This window comes from Williamsia deligens (genome assembly GCF_024171765.1).
Classification (GTDB): domain Bacteria; phylum Actinomycetota; class Actinomycetes; order Mycobacteriales; family Mycobacteriaceae; genus Williamsia_A; species Williamsia_A deligens.
The window spans coordinates 417,329-441,665 of record NZ_JAMTCI010000002.1; the positions used below are offsets into that span (position 1 = coordinate 417,329).

Annotated in this window: 22 protein-coding genes; 4 read left to right on the plus strand and 18 right to left on the minus strand. The window is 71.9% G+C overall.

The features are described 5' to 3' along the window. The first annotated feature begins 59 nt into the window (after nucleotides 1–59). A complete protein-coding gene (locus LX14_RS16235) occupies nucleotides 60–794 on the plus strand; it encodes a metal-dependent transcriptional regulator (RefSeq protein WP_308214131.1) in 735 nt (244 codons plus the stop codon). Here LX14_RS16235 and truB read toward each other — a convergent pair. From truB to rimP, 10 genes are all read right to left on the minus strand, one after another. Then, complete coding sequence (gene truB, locus LX14_RS16240; RefSeq protein WP_253648580.1) at nucleotides 791–1,633, minus strand: tRNA pseudouridine(55) synthase TruB; 843 nt, start codon at nucleotides 1,631–1,633, stop codon at nucleotides 791–793. The genes LX14_RS16235 and truB overlap by 4 nt on opposite strands. Before the next feature lie 74 nt (nucleotides 1,634–1,707). Further along, on the minus strand, nucleotides 1,708–2,361 hold the full coding sequence (locus LX14_RS16245; RefSeq protein ID WP_308214133.1) for a 4'-phosphopantetheinyl transferase family protein: 654 nt from the start codon (nucleotides 2,359–2,361) through the stop codon (nucleotides 1,708–1,710). Next, the gene (locus LX14_RS16250) at nucleotides 2,358–3,341 is read right to left on the minus strand and encodes a metallophosphoesterase family protein (RefSeq protein ID WP_253648369.1); all 984 of its coding nucleotides are present in this window, start codon (nucleotides 3,339–3,341) and stop codon (nucleotides 2,358–2,360) included. The genes LX14_RS16245 and LX14_RS16250 overlap by 4 nt, the downstream gene beginning before the upstream one ends. A gap of 23 nt (nucleotides 3,342–3,364) precedes the next feature. Next, nucleotides 3,365–4,609 (minus strand): MATE family efflux transporter, encoded by a 1,245-nt coding sequence (locus tag LX14_RS16255; protein WP_253648582.1) that lies wholly within the window; start codon nucleotides 4,607–4,609, stop codon nucleotides 3,365–3,367. Nucleotides 4,610–4,695: 86 nt separating this feature from the next. After that, nucleotides 4,696–5,643: a DHH family phosphoesterase gene (locus LX14_RS16260; RefSeq protein WP_253648583.1), complete on the minus strand. Its 948-nt coding sequence runs from the start codon at nucleotides 5,641–5,643 to the stop codon at nucleotides 4,696–4,698. A gap of 50 nt (nucleotides 5,644–5,693) precedes the next feature. Continuing rightward, nucleotides 5,694–6,203: a 30S ribosome-binding factor RbfA gene (gene rbfA / locus LX14_RS16265; protein WP_253648370.1), complete on the minus strand. Its 510-nt coding sequence runs from the start codon at nucleotides 6,201–6,203 to the stop codon at nucleotides 5,694–5,696. Between the two features lie 112 nt (nucleotides 6,204–6,315). Further along, a complete protein-coding gene (infB, locus tag LX14_RS16270; protein WP_253648371.1) occupies nucleotides 6,316–9,171 on the minus strand; it encodes a translation initiation factor IF-2 in 2,856 nt (951 codons plus the stop codon). Between the two features lie 80 nt (nucleotides 9,172–9,251). Further along, complete coding sequence (locus LX14_RS16275) at nucleotides 9,252–9,659, minus strand: YlxR family protein (protein WP_253648372.1); 408 nt, start codon at nucleotides 9,657–9,659, stop codon at nucleotides 9,252–9,254. 64 nt (nucleotides 9,660–9,723) lie between these two features. Further along, a complete protein-coding gene (nusA, locus tag LX14_RS16280) occupies nucleotides 9,724–10,788 on the minus strand; it encodes a transcription termination factor NusA (RefSeq protein ID WP_253648373.1) in 1,065 nt (354 codons plus the stop codon). Continuing rightward, entirely contained in the window at nucleotides 10,785–11,417 is a 633-nt protein-coding gene (gene rimP, locus LX14_RS16285; protein ID WP_253648374.1) for a ribosome maturation factor RimP, read from the minus strand. The genes nusA and rimP overlap by 4 nt, the downstream gene beginning before the upstream one ends. A gap of 183 nt (nucleotides 11,418–11,600) precedes the next feature. Here rimP and LX14_RS16290 point away from each other — a divergent pair, with 183 nt between their 5' ends. Next, a complete protein-coding gene (locus tag LX14_RS16290) occupies nucleotides 11,601–12,164 on the plus strand; it encodes a hypothetical protein (protein ID WP_253648375.1) in 564 nt (187 codons plus the stop codon). Then, a complete protein-coding gene (locus tag LX14_RS16295) occupies nucleotides 12,161–12,595 on the plus strand; it encodes a ferritin-like domain-containing protein (RefSeq protein ID WP_253648376.1) in 435 nt (144 codons plus the stop codon). Before LX14_RS16290 ends, LX14_RS16295 begins: the two co-directional genes overlap by 4 nt. 32 nt (nucleotides 12,596–12,627) lie before the next feature. Here the strand turns inward: LX14_RS16295 and LX14_RS16300 are convergent, their stop codons facing one another. Further along, nucleotides 12,628–14,355 (minus strand): proline--tRNA ligase, encoded by a 1,728-nt coding sequence (locus tag LX14_RS16300; RefSeq protein ID WP_253648584.1) that lies wholly within the window; start codon nucleotides 14,353–14,355, stop codon nucleotides 12,628–12,630. Nucleotides 14,356–14,462: 107 nt separating this feature from the next. Here LX14_RS16300 and yaaA point away from each other — a divergent pair, with 107 nt between their 5' ends. Next, nucleotides 14,463–15,206 carry a peroxide stress protein YaaA gene (gene yaaA / locus LX14_RS16305; protein ID WP_253648377.1) on the plus strand — a complete coding sequence of 248 codons (744 nt, stop codon included), beginning with the start codon at nucleotides 14,463–14,465 and terminating at the stop codon, nucleotides 15,204–15,206. 12 nt (nucleotides 15,207–15,218) lie between these two features. On the opposite strand, the gene LX14_RS16310 is transcribed toward yaaA, so the two are convergent. The 7 genes from LX14_RS16310 to mqo form a co-directional block, all read right to left on the minus strand. Next, nucleotides 15,219–16,649 carry an MFS transporter gene (locus LX14_RS16310; RefSeq protein ID WP_253648585.1) on the minus strand — a complete coding sequence of 477 codons (1,431 nt, stop codon included), beginning with the start codon at nucleotides 16,647–16,649 and terminating at the stop codon, nucleotides 15,219–15,221. 155 nt (nucleotides 16,650–16,804) lie between these two features. After that, complete coding sequence (gene cobA, locus LX14_RS16315) at nucleotides 16,805–18,064, minus strand: uroporphyrinogen-III C-methyltransferase (RefSeq protein WP_253648378.1); 1,260 nt, start codon at nucleotides 18,062–18,064, stop codon at nucleotides 16,805–16,807. Then, on the minus strand, nucleotides 18,061–19,518 hold the full coding sequence (locus LX14_RS16320; protein ID WP_253648379.1) for a cobyrinic acid a,c-diamide synthase CobB: 1,458 nt from the start codon (nucleotides 19,516–19,518) through the stop codon (nucleotides 18,061–18,063). Before LX14_RS16320 ends, cobA begins: the two co-directional genes overlap by 4 nt. After that, the gene (gene cobO, locus LX14_RS16325; RefSeq protein ID WP_253648380.1) at nucleotides 19,512–20,129 is read right to left on the minus strand and encodes a cob(I)yrinic acid a,c-diamide adenosyltransferase; all 618 of its coding nucleotides are present in this window, start codon (nucleotides 20,127–20,129) and stop codon (nucleotides 19,512–19,514) included. The genes LX14_RS16320 and cobO overlap by 7 nt, the downstream gene beginning before the upstream one ends. Before the next feature lie 20 nt (nucleotides 20,130–20,149). Continuing rightward, nucleotides 20,150–22,225, minus strand: a complete 2,076-nt coding sequence (locus LX14_RS16330) for a VWA domain-containing protein (protein ID WP_253648381.1) — start codon at nucleotides 22,223–22,225, stop codon at nucleotides 20,150–20,152. Next, a complete protein-coding gene (locus tag LX14_RS16335) occupies nucleotides 22,222–22,692 on the minus strand; it encodes a GNAT family N-acetyltransferase (protein WP_253648382.1) in 471 nt (156 codons plus the stop codon). The genes LX14_RS16330 and LX14_RS16335 overlap by 4 nt, the downstream gene beginning before the upstream one ends. A 14-nt stretch (nucleotides 22,693–22,706) precedes the next feature. Then, nucleotides 22,707–24,326: a malate dehydrogenase (quinone) gene (gene mqo / locus LX14_RS16340; RefSeq protein ID WP_372505411.1), complete on the minus strand. Its 1,620-nt coding sequence runs from the start codon at nucleotides 24,324–24,326 to the stop codon at nucleotides 22,707–22,709. Nucleotides 24,327–24,337: the final 11 nt, after the last annotated feature.

A 24,337-nucleotide genomic window follows, 5' to 3' on the forward strand; every position in this document is an offset into this window, starting at 1 on the left:
CGTACGCCGACGTCCCGTGCGTCACACGCGCACCGATCCGGGTGCAATAGGCTCGCGGGGTGTCTCCCAGCGACGGCCGCCCCGGCACCGACGGCACGGCGGACCCCGCCGTGGTCCCCGTGGCGGACCTGTCGACGGTCGCGCAGGACTACCTGAAGGTGATCTGGAGTGCGCAGGAGTGGTCGGAGGCCAAGGTCACGACCAAGCTCCTCGCGGAGAAGCTGACCGTCTCCCCGTCGACGGTGTCGGAAGCGGTGCGCAAACTCGCCGACCAGGGCCTCGTCTCGCACGCCCGCTACGGCGCGGTCACCCTCACCGAACGGGGCCGCTCCGCCGCAATCCTCATGGTGCGGCGTCACCGGCTGATCGAGACGTTCCTGGTCCGCGAACTCGGCTACGGCTGGGACGAGGTGCACGACGAGGCGGAGATCCTCGAACACGCCATGTCGGAGAAACTCGTCGACCGTCTCGACGCCAAGCTGGGCCACCCCACCCGGGATCCGCACGGCGACCCGATCCCCGACCGGACCGGTGATCTGCCCACGTCGCAGGCACGTCAACTCGCCGACTTCGGCCCGGGCTCCGGCGGTCTCGTCGCGCGCATCGCCGACACCGACCCGGCCATGCTGCGGTACTTCGACTCGATCGGCATCGCGCTGGACCGACGGATCGACGTCGTCGAGCAGCGCCCGTTCGCGGGCACCGTCTCGGTGTGCGTGGACAACGGCGACCCCATCGATCTCGGCGACCCCGCCACCCGCGCGATCTGGGTCGACCCCGTCCGCGAGCCCTAGCGGAGCGTGGCGGGCCGGACCACCATCACCGACGCCGCACGCCGCCCCTTCTCCTGCAGGAGTGCGATCACCCGCCCGTCGGCGGTGACCGCGGCGTACACACCCGTCATGCCGACGGGTTCGAGCCAGCGGCCCTGACTGATCGACTCCGCCTGGTCGTCGTCGATGACGCGGTGGGGGAACGCGACGGCGATCGCCTGATCGATGGGCAACGACATCCGCGGATCGGTCTCGAGTTCGTCGAGCGGGGTGGCGGTGTCGATCGTGAACGGCCCGACGGCGGTGCGGCGGAGCACCGTGAGGTGCCCGCCGACCCCGAGAGCGGCACCGAGATCGCGTGCCAGCGAACGGATGTAGGTCCCCGACGAGCAGTCGACCTCCACGTCCGCGTCGAGCCACCCGTCGGTGAAGCGGTGGCCGACGATCGCGAACCGGGAGACGGTGACCCGCCGCGACGCGAGGGTGACCTCCACCCCGTCGCGCACCAGGGCGTGCGCACGGCGGCCGTCGACCTTGATGGCGCTGACGCTCGCCGGGACCTGGTCGATCTCCCCCTCGAACCGGGCCGCGGCGGCGCGGACCCCGTCGATGTCGAGGTGATCGACGTCGACCCGGTCCCCGACCGTCCCGTCGGCGTCGTCGGTGTCACTGCCCGCGCCGAGCCGGATGGTCGCCGTGTACGACTTCGTCGTCAGCGACAGCAGCCCGAGCAGTTTCGTCGCGCGTTCGATGCCGATGACCAGGACACCGGTGGCCATCGGGTCCAGGGTCCCGGCGTGGCCGACCTTGCGGGTGGAGAACGCCTTCCGGCAGCGGGCGACCACGTCGTGGCTCGTCATCCCGCCCGGCTTGTCCACCAGGACGAGTCCGGCGGCGGTCACCGCTCCGGCGTCGGAGCGCCTGTCGTCGGCCGTCACAGCGTGATCGAGGTGACGATGAGGCCGTTCTCGACGCGCCACGCGCCCTCGAACTCGGTGAGCGGCGTGCCGCCGTCGGTGACGGACCCGTCGACGAGGAGCCGGGAGCGGAACGACCCCGAGTAATCGTCGGCGCGCTCGAACTCGATGTGCGCGTCCTCGAACCCGAGCCACCGGCCGGTCAGCGGGAACCACGTCTTGTAGGTGGCCTCCTTGGCGCAGAACAGCAGTCGGTCCCAGTGCAGGCCGGGATCGCGACGCGCGAGGACCTCGCGTTCCTCGGGGAGGCTGACGTGGTCGAGCACACCGTCGGGCAGCGGTCCGTGGGGCTCCGCGTCGATCCCGACCGACCGGATCCGCAGTTTGTGGCCGACGACGGCGGCGCGATAACCGTCGCAGTGCGTGAGGCTCCCGACGACACCGCGCGGCCACAGCGGTTCGCCCTTCTCCCCGCGCAGGATCGCCACCGGTTCCTCCCCGAGATGCGACAGCGCACGACGCGCCAGGGTCCGCACGGTCGCGAACTCGCGCCGTCGCTTGTCGACGGCGCGGGCCACGATCGACTCCTCACCGGGGAGCAGCCCCGCGTCCTGCGGGTCGTCGAAGGCCTCGGCGCACACCGCACCCGAGGCGACCACCTTCTCGATCACGATGCGCCCCCGTCGCGCTGCGCACGCTTCTCCGCACGGAGCTCCCGCTGTCGGGCCACCCGCTCGGTGAACTCCTTCGCGCGTTCGCGGTAGTCCGGGGGCAGCTCGAACCGGGCGCCGTGCTCGGGCAGATCCTCCGGGCGGGTGCCGTCGTCGGGGGTGATGCGCCGCAACAGCGGGTCCGGCAGTCCGCGTCGCTTCCACTCGCGGGGGTATCCGACCGACACCTCCTCGAAGCGGATGTCGTCGTACCAGGTGGTGCGCGGGATGTGGAGGTGGCCGTACACGCAGCAGGCCGCGTTGTAGCGGGTGTGCCAGTCCTCGGTGAGCTCACTGCCGCACCACAGCGCGAACTCCGGGTACATCAACGCGTCCGTCGGCTCGCGCCGCAACGGCCAGTGGTTGATCAGGATGGTCCGCTCGGACGGGTCGAGGGCGTCGAGGCGGGTCCGGGTGGCCTCGATGCGGGCGCGCCCCCAGGCGTCGCGGGTGCCGTACGGCTCGGGTGAGAGCAGGAACTCGTCGGTCGCCACGACGTTGTTCTCGCGGGCGACGGCCAGCGCCGACAGCGCCGTGTGGGTGCCCGGTGGACGGAAGGTGTAGTCGTACAACAGGAACATCGGGACCACCCGCACCGGGGGCGTCCCGTCGCCGGGATCGAAGAGCGGGTAGATGTCCTCGGGGGTGACGACCCCCAGGTCGCGGCACGCCTGGACGAGGTAGTCGTAGCGGGCGACGCCGTGGATCTGCAGCGGGTCCTTCGCTGTGGTGTACAGCTCGTGGTTGCCGGGCACCCACACCACGGTCGCGAACCGCGTGCGCAGTCGACGCAACGTCTCGGCGATGTCGTCGGTGCGTTCGGCGACGTCACCGGCGACGATCAGCCAGTCGTCGGGAGAGTCGGGTGTGATCCGGTCCACGATCTCGTCGTTGCCGCGATGGCTGACGTGCAGATCGCTGATCGCCCACAGGGTTGCCATCCGATCGACTCTATCGATGCTGTTCAGCCCAGCTCGATCCGCGTCCACCGTCCCGAGGCGAGTCGCGCGGTCACGGCGACGAGCCGCAACGCCATGAACGCCGCCAGCCCCGTCCAGATGCCGGCCAACCCCCAGTCGAAGGCCAGCGACGCCCAGATCAGCGGCAGGAACCCGACGAGCGCACTCGCGACGGTGGTGGTCCGCAGGTACGCCGCGTCACCGGAACCCAGGAGCACCCCGTCGAGCGCGAAGACGACCCCCGCGACCGGCAACATCCCGACGAGGAACCACCAGGGGGTGGCCGACGCGTCGAGCACCTCGGGGTCGGTGGTGAAGATCCCGGCGATCGGCGTGCGCGCCGCGGCCAGCACCAGCAGTGCCACGGCGGCCACGGCCACCGACACCAGGGTCACGCGTCGGGCGACGATGCGCGCAGCGACAGCGGTCCCGGCACCCAGCGCCGCCCCGACGAGCGACTGCGCGGCGATGGCCAGGGCGTCGAGCAGCAACGACAGGAAGTTCCACAGCTGCAGCACCACCTGGTGGGCCGCCAGTGCGGCGACGCCGAACCGGGCGGCGACCGCCGCGGCGGAGAGGAAGCAGACCTGGAACGACAGGCTCCGCACGACGAGGTCGCGGGCGAGGACGAGCTGCGCCCGCACCACCGCGAACACCGGCCACGGCGAGATCGCACCGCCCGACTCCCGCGTCTCCCTCAGGAGTCGGACCGCGAACAGCGCCCCCGCCACCGACTGTCCGACGACGTTGGCCACCGCGCTGCCGTGCAGACCCAGATCGGGTGCACCGAGCAGCCCGTGGACGAGCAGTGGGCAGAGCACGGCGCTCAGCCCCAGTCCGAGGGCGACGTACACGACAGGCCGTCGGGTGTCGCGGACGCCGCGCATCCATCCGTTGCCGGCCATGGTCAGCAGGATGAGCGGGACACCACAGACGGCGATCCGCAGCCATCCGGCGGCCTCGCCCGCGACGGCCCCGTCGGCGGCGATGAGACCGACGATCGGTCCCGCGAGTGACGCGACGACCGCGACGATGGCCAGACCGACCCCGATCGCGAGCCAGGACGCCGACACCCCCTCCCCGACCGCCGCGGAACGATCGCCACGACCGAACCATCGCGCCGACCGCGCGGTGGTCCCGTAGGACAGGAAGGTCAGCTGGGTGCTGACGACGCCGAGGACGACGGTGCCGACCCCGAGCGCGGCAAGGGGTTCCGTGCCGAGCCTGCCGACGACCGCGAGGTCCTCCATGAGATACAGCGGTTCGGCGATCAACACCACCAACGCCGACGCGGCGAGATGGCCGATCGCGGGGAAGGAGGTGGTGGACCCGTCGCTCACGCCGTGGTGAACGAGGCCACGACCTCGTCGACGGAACCCGTGAACCCGAAGCCGGCGGCATGCGGATGTCCACCGCCGCCGTGCGCACGGGCGACCGGGACCAGATCCGTCACCGACCGGGACCGCATCGACACGGTCCACCGCCCGGGGGCGGACTCCTTGAAGACCACCGCGACATCGGCGTCGCCGATCGTGCGGACGAGGTCGATGACGCTCTCCGCCTCGTCCCACCCGATCGCGTCGCGCCAGGTGTGGTCGACGCAGGCGTAGACCAGGCCGTTGCCGCCGAACGCCTCCGGGACGAGGACCGCCGATCGGAGTGCGTCGGCGACCATGGCGAGCCACCCGAAGCGGTGGGTGTCGAGCAGGGTGCGCGTCCACCCGGGGCCGTCGACACCGGCATCGAGCAGTCGGGCGGCGATCGCATGCGACCCGGGACGCGCCCACCGGAACGACCCGGTGTCGGTCACGAGTCCGGCGTACAGACAGGTCGCGACATCCACGTCGACGTCGGCGCCGTACCCGTCGAGCACCTGCAGGACGATCTCGGCGGTGCAGTCGGCGTCGGGGTCGATGAGGTCGACGTCGCCGAACCCGACGTTGGAGGCGTGGTGGTCGATGACGACGCGGGTGGTGCCCGAGTCGAACACGTCGCGCAGGTCGTCGAGGCGTTCCGCGCTCGCGCAGTCGAGCGCGACGACGGTCCGGTTCCCCACGATCTCCGGGGCCGGGACGATCAGCTTCGCCCCGGGCAGTCGACCCAGCGCGTCGGGCAGGGGCATCGGACCCGGGACACCGACCTCCACGTCGACGCCGGATCGGTCGAGCGCCAGCGCGAGGGCCAGTGCAGATCCGACCGTGTCCGCGTCGGGGCGTACGTGGGTGAGCAGGGTGACGGCGGGCGCCTCACGGAGCACCTCGACGACGCGATCACACGATCCGATGTCCGGCACCCCCACCTCCGATCCCGTCGTCCCCCCGCGGTCCGGGCCCGTCACGGCGCGGACGATCGTGGCCCATCGTAGCCGTGCGCACCATCCGATCCGGCGTCATCGTCGTCGTGATCGGAACTGTCCGCGTCGCTGCGGTACGGGTCCGGATCGCCCGCGGGCACCGCCTCGGCGGCCCGACGGGCGACCATCTCGTCCTGGGCGCGCGCACGCGCGACGAGTTCCTCCATCTCGCGGGCGGTGTCGGGGACGGTGTCGAGGACGAACCGCAGTGTCGGGGTGAACCGCACCCCGGTGCCGGCACCGACCTTGGAGCGCAGCACCCCGGTGGCGCGGGCGAGCCCGGCCGCGGCCGCGTCGAGGTCGGGTTCGGCGTCGATCGACTCCCCCATGACCGTGTAGTAGACGGTCGCCTCGTGCAGGTCGGCGGTGACGGTGGTGTCGGTGACGGTGACGTACGCCAGACGGGGATCCTTGATCTCCCCGCTGATCGCAGACGCCACGATCGACGAGATGCGCTTGGCGAGTCGCTGTGCGCGGGCCGGATCGGCCATGGTGGTGCTCCTTCCTCGCTCCCTGCCCGGGGAGCCCGACGCCCGGGCACCTGATGGATCGGGTGCCCGGGCGTCGGGGGTGTGAACCTCTGTCGTGTTGCGGACCGCGACTCTAGGTGCGGGCCTTCTCCTGCAGCTCGTAGGTCTCGATGACGTCGTCGACCTTGATGTCGTTGTACGTCAGGGTGAGACCGCATTCGTAGCCTTCGCGGACCTCGGTGGCGTCGTCCTTCTCACGCTTGAGCGAGGAGACGGTGAGGTTCTCGGCGACCACGACGTTGTCGCGCAGCAGGCGGGCCTTGGCGTTGCGCCGCATGATGCCCGACTGCACGAGGCAACCGGCGATGTTGCCGACCTTGGAGGAGCGGAAGATCGCGCGGATCTCCGCCCGCCCGAGCTCGACCTCTTCGTAGATCGGCTTGAGCATGCCCTTGAGAGCGTTCTCGATCTCCTCGATCGCCTGGTAGATCACCGTGTAGTACCGGATGTCGACGCCCTCGCGGTTGGCCAGCTCGGTGGCCTTGCCCTCCGCGCGCACGTTGAACCCGACGATGATCGCGTCCGAGGCCGTCGCCAGGTTGACGTTGGTCTCGGTGACGCCACCGACACCGCGGTCGATGACGCGCAGCTGCACCTCGTCGCCGATGTCGATGTTGAGCAGCGCCTCCTCGAGGGCCTCCACCGTTCCGGAGTTGTCGCCCTTGAGGATCAGGTTGAGCTGCGACGTCTCCTTCAGCGCGGCGTCGAGGTCGTCGAGGCTGATGCGCTTGCGGCTGCGTGCGGCCATCGCGTTGCGCTTGCGCGCGTTGCGACGGTCGGCGATCTGACGGGCGATGCGGTCCTCGTCGACGACGAGGAGGTTGTCGCCGGCGCCGGGCACCGAGGTGAACCCGATCACCTGGACCGGACGCGACGGCGTCGCCTCGGCGACGTCGTCACCGTGCTCGTCGACCATGCGCCGGACTCGACCGTAGGCGTCACCGGCGACGATCGAGTCACCGACCTTGAGCGTGCCGCGCTGGACGAGGACGGTGGCCACAGGGCCGCGACCGCGGTCGAGGTGGGCCTCGATGGCGACACCCTGGGCGTCCATGTCCGGGTTGGCCCGCAGGTCGAGCGACGCGTCCGCGGTCAGCAGGACGGCCTCGAGCAGGGCGTCGATGTTGGTGCCCTCCCGCGCGGAGATGTCGACGAACATGCTCTCGCCGCCGTACTCCTCGGGGATCAATCCGTACTCGGTGAGCTGACCGCGGATCTTGGCCGGGTCGGCGCCTTCCTTGTCGATCTTGTTGACCGCCACGACGATCGGCACGTCGGCCGCCTGCGCGTGGTTGAGCGCCTCCACCGTCTGCGGCATGACGCCGTCGTCGGCGGCGACCACGAGGATCGCGATGTCGGTCGCCTTCGCACCACGGGCACGCATGGCGGTGAACGCCTCGTGACCCGGGGTGTCGATGAAGGTGATGAGACGGTGCTCGCCGTTGAGGTCGGTGTCGACCTGGTAGGCACCGATGTGCTGGGTGATGCCACCGGCCTCGGCCTCGCGGACGTTGGCCTTGCGGATCGTGTCCAGCAGTCGGGTCTTGCCGTGGTCGACGTGACCCATGACGGTGACCACGGGCGGACGCTGCTCGAGGTCCTCCTCGCCACCTTCGTCCTCGCCGTAGGTGAGGTCGAAGCTGTCGAGCAGCTCGCGGTCCTCGTCCTCCGGGCTGACGACCTGGACGACGTAGTTCATCTCGCCGCCGAGCAGCTCCAGCGTCTCGTCGTTGACCGACTCGGTCGCCGTGACCATCTCACCGAGGTTGAACAACGCCTGCACCAGAGCTGCCGGGTTGGCGTCGATCTTGTCGGCGAAGTCGACCAGCGAGGCACCGCGGGCGAGACGGATCGTCTCGCCGTTGCCGCGGGGCAGACGGACGCCGCCGACGGCCGGGGCCTGCATCGATTCGTATTCGGCGCGCTTCGCCCGCTTCGACTTGCGGCCGCGACGCGGCGCTCCACCGGGACGACCGAAGGCACCTGCGGCACCGCCGCCGCGACCTCGACCGCCACCACCGGGACGACCCCGGAAACCGCCGGGGGGACCACCGGTCGGGGCACCCGTGGGTGCACCGCCACCGCGGTAGCCACCACCGCCGCCGCCGGCACCCGGACGACCGGGGCCGCCGGGACGGCCGCGGCCGGGAGCACCGGCAGGGCCGGGACGTGCTGCGCGTGCCGGCATGGCGCCGGGGTTCGGGCGCGGGGGCATGCTGCCGGGGCTCGGACGGGGTCCGCCCTGGCCGGGCGCCGGGCGCGGACCGCCGGGGCCGGCTGCGGGCCGCGCACCCGGACGGGGTGCGCCGCCACCGGGCTGCTGGCCCGGAGCCGGGCGAGCAGCGGGACGCGGTGCGGGCGTCGACGAGAAGGGGTTGTTCCCGACACGCGGTGCACGCGGGCCGGGCTTGGGGCCCGGACGTGCGGGCCGCGGACCCGGGGCCTGCGGGGCGGCGGTGCCGCCGGCGGCCGGCGGGTCGGCCGGGGCCTGCGGAGCCGCGGGCGGGGCGGGCTGCGCCGGGGCCGGGGTCGCCGCGGCGGCCGGTGCAGGCTGCGCGGGAGCGGCCGGAGCCGCGGGCGCCGCCGGAGCGGGTGCCGGCGGGGCAGCGGGCCTCGGAGCACCCGGCTTGGGACCACTGGACTGGGGTGCCGCGGCCGGGGGTGCGGACTGGGGTGCCGCCGACCGGGGGCCGGGTGTGGCACCGGGCTTGGGAGCGGACGACGCCGCACCGTTGCCGGTGGACGAACCGCCGGACTTGCCTCCGCCGGCGGACGGGAACGACTCCCGGAGGCGTCGGGCGACGGGGGCTTCCACCGTCGACGACGCGGACTTCACGAACTCGCCCTGCTCGCTCAAGCGAGCCAGGACTTCCTTGCTGGTGACACCGAGTTCTTTGGCCAACTCGTGCACGCGGGCCTTGCCTGCCACTGCTCTCCTCACTGGTGAGGCCGAGCGGGCTGCCCGCTACGGCCTCGGATTACGTCCGAAACGTGCTCATCGTGGGAACTTCACGGTGTGCTCATGTCTTCTGCTACCTGTCCTGTCGTGGGCCGGTCTGCCCTCGACTCTCCCCGACCGCCGTCGGCGGCCGGTCGTCCCTCTCGGTCTGCGAGCACCGCGTCGATCTCGTCTCCGAGGACCGACTCGTCCACTCGCGCATCGGGTGCCCGCAGTGCGGGGATGAAGGCCCGGCGTCGCACCGCCGATCGCAGACACTCACGATCGGGATGCAGCCAGGCGCCTCGGCCCCCGAGATCCGACGCACGGTCGAGTGTCACCGTCGTCGTGACGGCCTCGGTGATCGGATCCGCGGACACCACCGCGGCGAACCGAATCAGATCGGCCACCGCGGCGCGCCGGCGACACCCGACACACGTTCGCACGGGGCCGGTGGTCGTCAGCGCTCTGTCAACCATCGAGCAGTCTACCGCCCGTCGCAAATCCGAGGTGACCGCATGACGACGTCCCCATGGCGTGTCGTCAGCCGTCGGAGGTCGTCACACCCGGGGCTGTGCGCCCTGCGACGTCGCCTGCACCCCTCGCGGCCTGCGCCTCGCGTTCCTCGGCGTCGGACCGGATGTCGATGCGCCACCCGGTCAGCCGCGCCGCCAGCCGGGCGTTCTGCCCCTCCTTCCCGATCGCCAGCGACAGCTGGTAATCGGGGACGACGACGCGGGCGGCCTTGGTCGCGAGGTCCACGACCGTCACCGACACCACCTTCGACGGCGACAGGGCGTTGCCGACGAAGACCGCGGGATCGGTGCTGTAGTCGATGATGTCGATCTTCTCGCCGGCGAGCTCGCTCATCACGTTGCGCACGCGCTGGCCCATCGGGCCGATGCACGCACCCTTGGCGTTGAGACCCGCGACGCCGGTGTGCACGGCGATCTTCGACCGGTGGCCGGCCTCACGGGCCACCGCGACGATCTCGACCGAGCCGTCGCCGATCTCGGGGACCTCGAGAGAGAAGAGCCTGCGCACCAGGTTGGGGTGGGTGCGGCTCAGGGTGATCTGCGGTCCGCGGGTGCCGCGGGTCACGCCGACGACGTAGCACTTGATGCGGTCGCCGTGCTTGTAGGTCTCACCGGGCACCTGCTCCGCGGGCGGGAGGATGCCCTCCGCGCCGGTCGCCTCGCTGCCGATGCGCACCACGATGAGTCCGCGGGCGTTGGCCCGCGCGTCCTGCTGCACGACGCCGCCGACGATCTCGCCCTCGTGCGTGACGTACTCGCCGAAGCTCTTCTCGTTCTCCGCGTCACGCAGTCGCTGCAGGATGACCTGGCGGGCCGTGGTGGCGGCGATGCGACCGAATCCCTCCGGGGTGTCGTCCCACTCGCTGATGACGGTGCCGTCCTCGTCGAGGGTCTGCGCCATCACCCGGACCTCGCCGGTCTTGCGGTTCACGTCGACGCGGGCGTGCGGGGCGAACCCATCGGTGTGCCGGTACGCGGTCAACAGGGCCGTCTCGATGGCCGTGATGACGGTGCCGGCGGGGATCCCCTTGTCGGCCTCGATCATGCGCAGAGCGCCGATGTCGATGTTCATCGTCCACCTTCCCGGCGCGTGTCGGCGCCATCGAGTCCACAGAGTGCGAGTTCGGTCGGTCCGGGCGGCGAGAAGTCGACCCCGACGACCGCCGAGGCGACATCGGCCAGCGACACCTCGCGGACCTCGAAGCTCCCGCGACGCGCCGGGAGCACGATCTCCACGCCCTCGCCGTCGGCGACGAGACGTCCGATCCGGCCGGCGAGGCGCTCGCCCCGCGTCGCCGGTGCTGCTCCCTGGGACGGTCGGATCTCCACCGAGACCCGGCGGCCCTGAGCGCGTCGCCAGTGCCGCGGCGCCGTCAGCGGGCGGTCGACACCCGGCGAGGTGACCTCGAGGGTGTACTGCCGGTCCCCGAGCGGATCGGGGTCGGCGGCGTCGAGCGCTTCGGACAGCAGGCGGCTCAGCGCCGCGAGATCGTCGAGTTCGGCGCCGTCGTCGGCGTCCACCACGATGCGCACCACGGTGGAGTTCCCCGACCCGGACAGCTCGACCGCCTCGAGATCGATCCCGCGTCCGGCGACCACGGGGGTCACGACCGCCGCGACGAGACCGTCGGTGCCGTCCACACGGGTTCCGGGATCGTCATCGCTCTGCCGGTCGCTCTCCGACCGATCGTCGCCCGACATACCCGGTGCCTCCTCGTGTGCAGTTGTGTCCCGCCGGCTGCGTCGCCACCGGTGTCCCGGCTCGGCGCGCTGACGGAGTTTACCCCGCTTCGCGACGCTCCCCCGTCACCCTCGGCGCCCGACGGGGTGACTCGCACACGGCATCTCGGCCCGGTGCCGACGCACCTGGCACGATGGTCGCTCGTGGCCCTGCTCGAGTCGTCCGACGTGACCCATCTCTCCCCTCCCGGTCGACCGGGGAGGGGGTCTGCACCGAGTCGTCGCGCCGTGCTCGGCGGCGTCCTCGCCGCGGGCGTGGCCGGGACGCTGCTCGCCGGGTGCTCCACGTCCTCCGGCCCCGATGCCGCCACCCGTGCAGCGCAGCAACTGGTGCCGTTGGCGCGCGCCGCGGCGGACGACGCGGTCGCGGCTCGCGACCTCGCCGCGCGGACCCCTGATCGTGCCGCCGCCCTGCGCGTCGTCGCCGACGAGCGGACGGTGCACGCGCAGGCCCTGACCGACGAGATCGCCCGCCTGTCGGGTGATCTCGCCGCCGAGGTGTCCGCCTCCCCCACCCCCTCCGGGACCGCGCCGTCCGGCACGACCGCGCAACCGGTCGCATCATCGGTCGATCAGCTGCGGTCGCGACTGGCCGGCGCCCGTACCGACACGACGACGGCCGCGGTGTCCGCAGACGGGTACCGCGCAGGACTCCTGGGGTCGATCGCCGCATCGCTGGCCGCGCTCGTGGAGGTGCAGCTCGGATGAGTGCCACCACCGACGCCCTCGCCGGTACCGTCCGGGCCGAGGACGCAGCCGTCTTCGTCTACGGGATCGCCGCGGCCTACGCCGCCATCCCCCGCCGCGACACGGTCGCGGAGTACACCGCCGACCACCGGTCGCGGCGCGACGAATGGGCCCGCCTGCTGACGGCGGCAGGCGCTACGCCCCCGGAGGCCGCCGTCGGCTACGTGATCCCGGTCCCGGTCACGGATCCCACGTCGGCGATCCGCGCCGTGCTCACCGCCGAGGAGGACTGCACACGCGCCTACCGGGTGCTGCTCGAGAAGGCCGATTCCGAGGCCGTCCGCCGTGCGGGCGTCGACGCGCTGTCGGGCGCAGCGGTCCGCGCAGCCCGGTGGCGACTGGTCCTGCAGATCTCCCCGTCGACGACTGCACTGCCCGGCACCGCCGTCTGATCGACGCCCTCAGCGCCGGGTGGTCGGCGCGGTCAGCGCCGCGCGTCGAGTGTCGCCACGAGGTCGTCGACGGCGACCTCCGCGACGTCGCCGGTGGCCCGGTGACGGACCTCGACCAGTCCGGTGGCGTATCCACGGCCGACGACCACGATTGCCGGCATCCCGAGGAGCTCCGCGTCCTTGAACTTCACCCCGGGTGACGCCTTGCGGTCGTCGAGGAGGACCGTCCGGCCGCTGCGTTCGAGGGCGGCGGCGACGCGACCCGCCCCCTCCACCAGCGTGGCGTCCTTGATGTTGGCGATGACGACGTGGACGTCGAACGGGGCGATGGCGTCGGGCCAGCTCAGACCCTTCTCGTCGTGCGTCTGCTCGGCGACGACCGCCACCATGCGCGAGACGCCGACGCCATAGGACCCCTGGATCAGCCGGACGGGGGCACCGTTCTCGCCGAGCACGTCGACCTCGAAGGCGTCGGTGTACTTCTGCCCGAGCGCGAAGATGTGCCCGATCTCGATCCCGCGGGCGCTGACGAGCGTGCCCATGCCGTCCGGTGAGGCGTCCCCGTCCCGGACCTCGGCCGCCTCGACGGTGCCGTCGGGGGTGAAGTCGCGGCCGGCGACGAGGTCGATGACGTGTTTGCCCCGCTCGTCTGCGCCGGTGATCCAGGCGGTGCCGTCGACGACGCGCGGGTCGACGAGGAAGCGGACGCCGTTGGCCTGCAGTCCACGCGGTCCGATGTAGCCCTTGACGAGGAACGGGTTGGCGGCGAAATCGGCCTCGTCGAGGAGGTCCACCGTGCTCGGCTCGAACGACGCCTCGAGCCGCTTCATGTCGACCTCACGGTCACCGGGGACGCCGATGCCCACGATCTGGGGCGCCTCACCGGGGTGGGTGACCTTGACCATGACGTTCTTCAACGTGTCCGCCGCGGTGACGGTGCGGTCGAGGGTGCGGTTCGCCCAGTCGACGAGGGTCGCGATGGTCGGGGTGTTCTCGGTGTCGTGGACGACGGCCTCGGGCAGTCCGTCGATCGGCCGCGCGGGCGGAGCCGGGGTGACGACCGCCTCGACGTTTGCCGCGTATCCCGAGTCCGGGCACCGCACGAACGTGTCCTCACCGACCTCGCTCTCGGCCAGGAACTCCTCCGAGGCGGACCCGCCCATCGCACCCGAGGTGGCCGCGACGATCACGTAGCGGACGCCGAGGCGGGCGAAGATGCGCTGGTAGGCCTCACGGTGGGCGGCATAGGACGCCTTGGCACCGGCGTCGTCGAGGTCGAAGCTGTAGGAGTCCTTCATCACGAACTCGCGACCGCGCAGGATGCCGGCGCGGGGCCGTTCCTCGTCGCGGTACTTCGTCTGGATCTGGTAGAGCGTGACGGGCAGGTCCTTGTACGACGAGTACTCGCTCTTCACCAGCTGCGCGAAGAACTCCTCGTGCGTCGGGCCGAGACCCATCTGCACGCCCTTGCGGTCGGTGAGCCGGAACATGTTGGGCCCGTAGTCCGTCCAGCGACCGGTCGCCTCGTAGGGCTCCTTGGGCAGCAGCGCGGGCAGCAGGATCTCCTGGCCGCCGATGGCGTCCATCTCCTCGCGCACGATCTGTTCGACCCTGCGCAGGACCCGGAGCCCCAGCGGCAGCCAGGTGTAGACGCCCGGCGCGACGCGGCGGACGTAGCCCGCGCGCACGAGGAGCTTGTGGCTGGGGACCTCGGCGTCGGCCGGGTCGTCGCGGAGGGTGCGCAGGAACAGGCTCGACATGCGGGTGATCACGACTGGTCAGCCTAGTGGGCGCGACGGCGAGGGACGGCTCCGCCATGGCCGGGGCCGCCCGGCTGTCGCGGGCGGGGTTGTTAGCGTGTGCGCTCGTGCTCATCGTGCTGCCGCCCTCGGAGACCAAGGCCGACGGGGGCTCGGGTGCGCCCCTGGACCTCGACGCGCTGTCGCTGCCGGAGCTCACCGACGTGCGTCGTCGGATCGCCGGGACCGTCGTCGACCTCGCGGCCGACACCGACGCCAGCTTCGCGGCGCTCGGCATCGGGGTGTCGCAGCAGCATGAGATCGCGCGCAACGCCGCACTCTTCTCGTCACCGACGCGGCCGGCGATCGAGCGCTACACCGGCGTGCTCTACGACGCCCTCGACCACGCGGGGCTGACCCGGGCGGGCAAGCGCAAGGCCGCCGAACGCCTCGCGGTCGGGTCGGCGCTGTTCGGTGTGGTCCGCGCGACGGACCCGATCCCCGCCTACCGGCTGTCGTCGGGATCGAAGCTGCCGGGGATGGGCACCCTGGCGTCGGTGTGGAAGCCCGTGCTGACACCGGCGCTGGCCGCGCTCGACGAGGACGTGGTCGTCGATCTCCGATCGGGCGGCTATCGGGCCCTCGGGCCGATCCGCGACGCCGTGGAGGTCACCGTCCTCCACGAGGCACAGGACGGGTCACGGTCGGTGGTGAGTCACTTCAACAAGCACCACAAGGGGCTGGTGGCCCGCAGCATGGTCACCACCCGGCGCGCGGTGCGCGACGTCGAGGCCGTCGCCGCGGTCATCGCCGACGGCGGTCAGCAGGTGGAGGTCACCTCGGACACCGAGATCACCGTCGTGACGACGTAGACGTCGCAGGGCTCAGCGGTCGGCGGCGACCGTCTCCGGATCGCCTTCGTTGGCGGCCTTCTGCGCGAGCTGCCCCTCGGCGACCTCCTGCGGCGTGAACCGCATGAAGAAGACGACCACGCCGGTCACCACGGCGATGCCCGCCGCGCACAGGAACGCCAGGCCGTAGCCGCCGGCGAGTGCGTCGAGCTGCGGTGCCGTCATGTCCTCGACGGGTCCTGTGGTCCCTCCGAGCGACAACGTCCGCGACGTGACGAAGGCACCGACGATCACCAGCCCGATGCCGCCGCCGAGGTTCTGTGCGACCTGCACCATCGCCGTGATGGGCCCGACCTCGTTCGGGCCGACACCGGCGACGGCACCGAGCGTCAGCGGCACCGAGGCGGCACCCACGCCGAACCCGATGACGACGACGGGGATGAAGATGGCCGGGAAGTACGAGGGTGAGGTGGTCGCGATGTGCGCGGCCCACAGACACCCGGCGATGATCGACACGCCGCCGACCATGACCAGCCAGCGACACTGCACCCACATGGCCGCCTTGGAGGCCACGAGCGCGGCGATGCCGAGCCCCCACGCGAAGGGCACCACGGCCATGCCGCTCTGCAGCGGGCTGTAGCGGATGATGCCCTGCAGGAACAGCGCGATGTAGACCGCCATGCACATGAGGATCGCCCCGGACAACAGGATGCTCACCAGCGCGGCGACCCGGCTCAGGCTGCTGAAGAGGCTGAACGGGACGATCGGGTGCTCGGCGCGACGCTCGACCACGACGAAGGTCACCCAGGCGACGGCGGCGAGGATGGCGGGCACCCACACGATCGGCCGCGCCCACCCGCCGGGGCCCTCGTTCACCGCGAACACCAGGAGCGAGGCACCGAGCGTGGCCGACACCGCCCCGGGGATGTCGAGCTGCAGGCGTTCGCCCTGGGACTCGCCGAGGACCGCGATGGCACCGATGACGATGAGCACGCCGATCGGCACGTTGATGAGGAACACCAACCGCCATGAGATCTCGGTGAGCGCGCCGCCGGCGATGAGCCCCGCAACGGACCCGACCGCACTCATGGCGGCCCACACGGCGAAGGCGCGACTGCGGGGCTGACCCGGCGCGTAGGTGGTGGTGACCAGCGCCATCGCGGTGGGGGCGGCGACCGCCGCCGCCGCACCCTGCAGGGCTCGGCCGATGACGAGGCTGGGTTCGTCCCACGCGAGTCCACAGAGCAGCGAGGTCAGCGTGAAGGCGGCGACACCGCCGATGAACATGCGCTTGCGACCGAAGGTGTCGCCGAGCCGACCGCCGAGGAGCATCAACCCGCCGAAGGCGATGACATAGGCGGTGATGATCCAGTTGGCGCCGGACTCGGTGAGGTCGAGCGCGTCACGGATGCGGGGCAGCGCGAGGGCGGCGACCGTGCCGTCGAGCACCACGAGCAGCTGCATGCCGCCGAGCACCACGATCGGCCACCCGAACACGCGTGTGGCGCCGTCGGCGGCCGCTGACGTGGGGGAAAGGGTGGACACGACACCCGACGCTACCGGGCGGTCGCCGACGGGGGTAATCCCCCGCGCATGCGTGAGCGGTCTCACGCGGCGTCTCACGACGGGACGCGACCCAACGATCCGGTGAGCGCGTCGAACGCGGCCACCTCGCCGATGACCACGATGGCCGGCGGCCGGACGCCCGCGGCCCGCGCGTCGTCGCCGACCGATCGCAGGTCGCTCGTGATGCGCCGCTGGCCCGGCATCGAGCCGTTCTCGATGACCGCGACCGGGGTCGACGCGTCCCGACCGCCCGCCATCAGCGCCTCGGCGAAGACCTCGAGGCGTTCCACGGCCATCATCAGCACGATCGTGCCGCGCAGACGCCCCAGTGCGGACCAGTCGACGAGTGAGTCGGGGTGGTCGGGCGGGATGTGGCCGGACACGATGACCACCTCGTGGGTGACCCCGCGGTGGGTCACGGGGATGCCCGCGGCGGCGGGTGCCGCGATGGGGCTCGACACCCCGGGGACCACGGTGACCGGGACGCCGGCCTGCACACAGGCGACGACCTCCTCGAAACCGCGGCCGTACACGTAGGGGTCGCCGCCCTTGAGCCGGACGACGAACTTGCCCGCCTGCGCGTGCTCGACGAGGGCGGCGTTGATCGCCTCCTGCTTCATCGCGCGGCCGTAGGGGACCTTCGCGGCGTCGATCACCTGCACCCAGGGTGCGAGCTCGGCCAGCAGCGCCGGCGGAGCGAGTCGGTCGGCGACGACGACGTCGGCCGCGGCGAGCAGTCGACGCCCGCGCACGGTGATGAGGTCCGCGTCCCCCGGTCCGCCGCCGACCAGTGCGACACCGGCGGGATGCGTCCCGCGACTCGGCGTCCCCAGCGAGCCGTCGAGGAGGGCGTCGGCGATCTCGGCGCGGATGCGGGCGGAGCGTCGGTGGTCGCCGGAGGCGAGGACCCCGACGGTCAGCTGATCGTGGTGGACGGTGGCCGGTGTCGCGGCCGAGCCGTGGTCGGCGTCGTCGGCGCGGACACAGAAGATGTGGCGCTCCTCGGCCTCGGCGACCACCGCGGCGTTCACCTCGGGGTCGTCGGTGCAGGCCAGGGCATACCAGGCGCCCTCGAGGTCGCCGTGCCGGTAGGGCCGGGTGCTGACGGTGATGCCGGGGAACGACTCGACCGTCGGCGTGGTCTCGACCGCCACGACGTGGATGTCGGCGCCCGCCGCGGCGAGTGTGCCCAGTCGGCGGGACACGACCGACCCGCCGCCGACGAGGACGACCTTGCGTCCCCGCAGGTCCAGCCCGACGAGGTAGTGGGAGTCACCGGTGGGCGCGCCACCCGACTGCCCGGGCGTGGTCATGTCCGGGCTCCGGCCCGGGACCCGCGTGCGACGACCGCCGCGCGGTCGACGAAGCGGGCGATCGCACCCGGGGTGGCGGCGGGATGCGTGTGCAGGTACGACGCGTGCACCGATCCGGACACGACACCGTCGGACGGGGTGGCGTCGCCCCGGCGCCACCGCCATGCGGGGTCGACGTCACCGATCGGTGTCACCGTGCTGCGGTGGAACTCGTGTCCGGTGACGCGGTCCCCGGCGGCGTAGAGGACCGACTCCGTCGTGGCCACGGCGTCGCGGTAGCCGAGGGTCAGGGTGGGACCGAAATGCCCGCTGACGCCGACGACGTCGGCCATGCGGTGCCCGTCGAGATCGCGTGCGAGGTACAGCAGACCGGCGCACTCGGCGGCCACGGGCCGCCCGGCCCGGGCGTGCGCGCGGACAGCGTCGAGCAGGGACCCGTTCGCGGCGAGTTCGTGGACGTGTTCCTCGGGGAACCCGCCGCCGACGACGAGGGCGTCGGTGCCGGCGGGGAGTTCGGTGTCGTTGAGGGGGTCGACGGTGTGCACCTGCGCGCCGGCGGCGGCGAGCATCTCGGTGTGCTCGGCGTAGCCGAAGGTGAACGCCGCGCCACCCGCCATCGCGACCACCACGGGATCGGTGGGGCCGTCGATGCCGGACCGCTCACGGACGGCGGCGATCTCGTCGCCGGGCGACCACGGTGTCACGTCGGTCATGCGGCGCCCGCGGGCCGCGGCGAGGATCCCCGGCAGGTCGGCGTCGGCGGTCACCAACCCGGCCATGGCCTCGACGGCGAGCTGCGCCGCGTGTCCGTGCTCCACCGCGGGGATGAGACCGAGATGCCGGGACGGGACGGCGAGTTCGGGGGCACGCCGGAGGACGGCGAACACGGGGAGCCCGACGCGCCGGCATGCGTCCCGCAGCACCTGCTCGTGCCGGGGCGACCCGACGCGGTTGAGCACGACCCCGCAGATGTCGACGCGGGGGTCGAACGCACGCAGCCCGTGCAGGATCGCCGCCAGCGTCTGGCCGTGGCCGGCCGCGTCGATCACGACGACCACCGGCGCGCCGAGCAGAGCGGCGACGTGCGCGGTGGACCCGTGGGCGATCTCGTCGGGATCGGCGGCATCCGGGTCGTCGGCGATGCGCCCGTCGAACAGCCCCATCACGCCCTCGATCACGGCGATGTCGGCCCCGACGGACCCGGCCGCGAACAGTGCCGGGACACGGTGCGCCCCCACGAGGTTGGGGTCGAGGTTGCGACCCGGGCGGCGCGCGGCGACCGCGTGGTAGCCGGGGTCGATGAAGTCCGGTCCCACCTTGAACGGCGCGACGCGGTGACCGGCGGCGGTGAGCGCGCCGATCAGCCCGGTCGCCACCGTCGTCTTGCCGCTGCCCGAGGCGGGCGCGGCGATGACGACGGTGGGTATGCCCGCCACCCCTCCCCAGCTCACCATTCGATCCCCCTCTGCCCCTTGCGTCCTGCGTCCATCGGGTGCTTGGTCTTGACCATCTCGGTGACGAGATCGGCGGCGTCGAGAAGCTTCTCGGGCGCCCGGCGTCCGGTGATGACGACGTGTTGCCGTCCGGGCCTGCCCACGAGCACGTCGAGCACCTCGTCGACGTCGATCCACCCCCAGCCGAGGGGATAGGTGAACTCGTCGAGCACATAGAAGTCGTGCCGTTGTGTGGCGATGCGGTGCGCGATCTCCGTCCACCCCGCCCGGGCCTGCTCGGCGTGGTCGGCCTCGGCGTCGTCGTCGCGGCGGATCCACGACCAGCCGGACCCCATCTTCTGCCACTCGACCGGCCCGCCCGCGCCGGTCGCGGTGTGGACGTCGCCGAGCGCGGTCAGCGCGGTCTCCTCCCCCACACGCCACTTGGCGTTCTTGACGAACTGGAAGACCCCGATGTCCATGCCGGCGTTCCACGCGCGCATCGCCATGCCGAACGCGGCGGTCGACTTGCCCTTGCCGTCGCCGGTGTGGACCGCGAGCACCGCGGCGTTGCGGCGCTGACGGGTGGTGAGACCGTCGTCGGGCACGGTGGCGGGGACTCCCTGGGGCATCGGCGTTCTCCTCTCGCCGCTCAGGCGGCCGAGCGGACGATACCGGTCATCGCGTCCCCGGTGATCTCCGACAGGGGCATCCACGTGGCCGACAGATGTGTTGCGAGCGTGCGGGCGAGGCCGAGACGGACGACACCGGCCTCGCAGTCGACGACGACCGACGTGATCCCCCGCGACCGCACCCGTCCCGCCGCCTCCCAGGCCCGGGTCGGAGCGTCGCGGCCGGCGGTCGCCCGTCCGTCGGTGACGACGACCAGCAGCGGACGCCGCCGGGCGTCGGTGTGCCGGGCGCGATCCATCAGCGCGAGGCTCTCGAGCATGCCCTCGGCGAGGGGTGTGCGTCCCCCTGTCCGCGCGCCGGAGAGTCGCTGTGCAGCGATGTACGACGACCGAGTCGGCGGCACCAGCACCTCGGCGCCGTCGCCGCGGGCGGCGACCACCGCCACGCGGTCACGCCGCTGGTAGGAGTCGCGCAGCAGGGAGGCGCAGGCCGCACCGACCGCGTCGAGGCGTCGACGTGCGGTCATCGAGCCCGACAGGTCGACGCAGAACACGACGAGGTTGCCCTCGCGGCCGACACGCACCGGCGAGCGGAGGTGACGGGGCGCGACGGTCACCGCGGTTGCGGGCGTGCGGGCGACCACGGCGATGTCCGTCACCGCGGCGAGCACCGAGGCCGTGATGTGCACCCCGGTGCCGTCGTACGCCCTGCTCCCGACGGCGGCACCGCGGCGACTCCACGCCGCGGAGCGTCGCCCGGGATCCCCGTCGCCGATCCCCGTGGCGCGGACGCTGCGCGCGACCGACGGGCGCAGCGACGCCGACGCGGTGTCGACGCGGAGCGCACCCGTCCGTGCGGGCGCCGAGGACGGGGATGTCGATGTCTGTGATCCCGACGTCCGGGAGGTGGAGGACGGCGCCGGGTCTCCGGGGCCGTCGGCGGCCTGCCCACCCGAGCCGGGTCCCGGATCGTCGTCGTCGGGTCCGCGCCCGTCGAAGTCACCCCCGTCGAAGTCACCCCCGTCGGGTCCACCGCCGGCGCTGCCGGGCGTCGGCCCCGCCACGTCGCTCGTCGGGGATTCGGGACCGTGCTCCGACTCGGAACCCTGGCCGTTCGAGGGCGGGGGTTCCGGGGTGCGGTCCGGTGGGGTGGACTGCGCGGCGTCGTCGCCGGCCTGCAGTGCCGAATCCAGGGCGTCCTCGCCGAGGTCGGCGTCGTCGAAGGGGTCGCGCCGGCGACGATGGGGCGCGGCGAGTTCCAGCGCCACGCGGATGTCGTGGGCGTTCACGGCGTCGGCACCGCGCCACGCCGCGTGCGCCCGGGCCGTGCGTGCGACGACGATGTCGGCCCGCAACCCGTCGACACCCAGGGCGGTGCACGCTGCCGCGATACGCCGCAGCTCCGACCGCGGCGTGCGGACGTCCGCGATCAGCGCACGCGCTCGGGCGATGTCCTGCGCCACCGATGCGTCGGCGGCCACCCACCGGGCGGCGAACGCCGCGGGATCCGCGTCGAACTCCATGCGCCGGGTGACCACCTCGACGCGCTCGTCGACGTCCTGGGTCGCCGCGACGGCCACGGCGAGACCGAAGCGGTCCAGCAGCTGCGGCCGCAGTTCCCCCTCCTCGGGGTTCATCGTCCCGACGAGCACGAACCGCGATCGGTAGGACCGCGAGATCGCATCGCGTTCGACCGTCACCTGACCCATCGCGGCGGCGTCGAGAAGTAGGTCGACGAGGTGGTCGGCCAGGAGGTTGACCTCGTCGATGTAGAGCACGCCGCCGTCGGCGTCGGCGAGGAGTCCCGGCGTGAACGCCGTCTCGCCGTCGCGCAGGATCTTCTGCACGTCGAGCGACCCCACGACGCGGTCGTCGGTGGCTCCGATGGGCAGTTCGACGAGGCGACCGGCCGCACCCGTGTCAGGGTCGGGCGGTAGCAGCGGTGTGAGCGCACGCACGACCGTGGACTTGGCCGTGCCCTTCTCACCGCGGATGAGGACCCCGCCGATCTCGGGGGCGACGGCGCACAGGATCAGCGCGAGCTTGAGTCGGTCCTGTCCGACGACGGCACTGAACGGGAAGAGCGTCGAGGTCACGCCGGCTGCCAGGGCGCCCCGCCGCCGCGCCGCATGGGCACGTGCGGGATGCCGTCGAGCAGGTACTCCGGGCCCTCCGGGGCGAAGCCGTGCTTGGCGTACATGTCGACGAGGTAGGTCTGCGCGTCGATGCGGCACGCGTTCGAGCCGACCTCGGCGAGCGCCGTCCGCAGCAGGCGGGTCGTGTGGCCCTGCCCGCGATGGGCGCGCTCGGTGCACAGACGACCGATCCGGAACGACTTGCCGTCGTCGTGCTCCTCGAGCAGGCGCAACGTGCACACCACCTGCCCGTCCTCCTCGAGCCACAGGTGACGGGTGTCCTGAGCGAGGTCGCGACCGTCGAGTTCGGCATACGGGCACGACTGCTCGACGACGAACACGTCCACGCGCAGCTTGAGGATCCGGTACAGCGTGGCGGTGTCGAGGTCGAGAGCCCAGCTGCGATGCAGGGACGCGGTGACGGTCATGGGTCCCATGGCTATCACACGGCCGAGGGTGCGGCCATTCGACGTTCGCCCTGCTCGACCGAATCGTCGGCGGGGGTCTCGGTCAGCGACAGCACACGCGAGCTCCAGTCGAACACCTCGCGGAACAGGTCCGGTTCGGAGTTCAGGGTGCGCCCGAACGACGGGATCATGTCGGTCAGTCGCGGCTTCCAGGCGGCGAACTGCGACGGGAAGCAGCGCTCGAGCACGTCGAGCATCGCGGGCACGGCGGTCGAGGCGCCCGGCGAGGCACCCAGCAGGCCGGCGATGGTGCCGTCGGCGGAGTTGACGACGGCCGTACCGAACTCGAGGGCACCGTTGAAGGCGCTCTTCTTGCGGATGACCTGGACGCGCTGGCCGGCGGTGATGAGTTCCCAGTCGGAGCCGACGGCCCGCGGCACGAACTCGCGCAGCGTCTCCACACGATCGGCCGGACCGGCGGCGAGCTCGCTGATGAGGTACTTCAGCAGGCCGAACTCCTTCGGTGCGATGCTGGCCATCGGGAACGCGTTGAACGGCGTCACCGACGTCAGCAGGTCGGTGTTGCTGCCCTCCTTGAGGAACTTCGGCGACCACCCCGCGTACGGGCCGAACAGCAGACCCGGCTTGTGGTTGATGACGCGGGTGTCGAGGTGCGGCACCGACATCGGCGGCGCGCCGACCGCCGCGCGGCCGTAGACCTTGGCCTTGTGCTCGTCGACGAGTTCGGGGTTCGTGCAGCGGAAGAACGCCCCCGACACCGGGAAGCCACCGAACTGACGCGCCTCGGGGATACCGGACTTCTGCAGCAGGTGCAGGGCACCGCCACCGGCGCCGACGAACACGAACTTGGCCCGCACGGACGACTTGCGCTTGGTGCGCAGGTTGGCGACCTTGACGACCCAGCTGCCGTCGGACTGCTGCTTGAGGTTGGTCACCGAGTGACCGAAGTTGACCGTCCCACCCTCGGCGACGATGTTGAGCAGCTTCTGGGTGAGCGCGCCGAAGTCGACGTCGGTGCCGTTGGTGTACCAGTTCAGGGCGACCGGGTCCGAGAAGTCACGACCGGCCGACATCAGGGGCAGACGCCGCTCGAACTCCGCGTCGTCGTCGATGTACTCCATGTCGGCGAACAACGGCTGCGAGGCGAGCGCGTCGTAACGCTTGCGCAGGTAGTCCACACCGTCGGCGCCGTGACAGAAGCTGACGTGCGGGATCGGGTTGATGAACTCGGCGGGGGTGTCGAGCAGACCCTTCTCCACCGAGTGCGCCCAGAACTGACGGGACACCTGGAACTGCTCGTTGATGGTCAGCGCCTTGGCGATGTCGACACCACCGTCGGAGTTCTGCGGCGTGTAGTTCAGCTCGCACAGGGCGGAGTGGCCGGTGCCGGCGTTGTTCCACGGGTCGCTGCTCTCGGCGGCGGCCGCGTCGAGGCGTTCGTAGACCGCGATGGTCCAGTCGGGCTGCAACTGACGGATGAGCGCCCCGAGGGTCGCGCTCATGATGCCCGCGCCGATGAGGACGACGTCTGCCGTCGTGGTGTCGGATCCTGCGGTGTCGTCAGCCACTGTGAAACCCCTGTCGCCGTCGGGCGGCGCCTCGCCGAGCCGCCCATGTGTGTCTCGTGAACCCATTGTCCACCTTC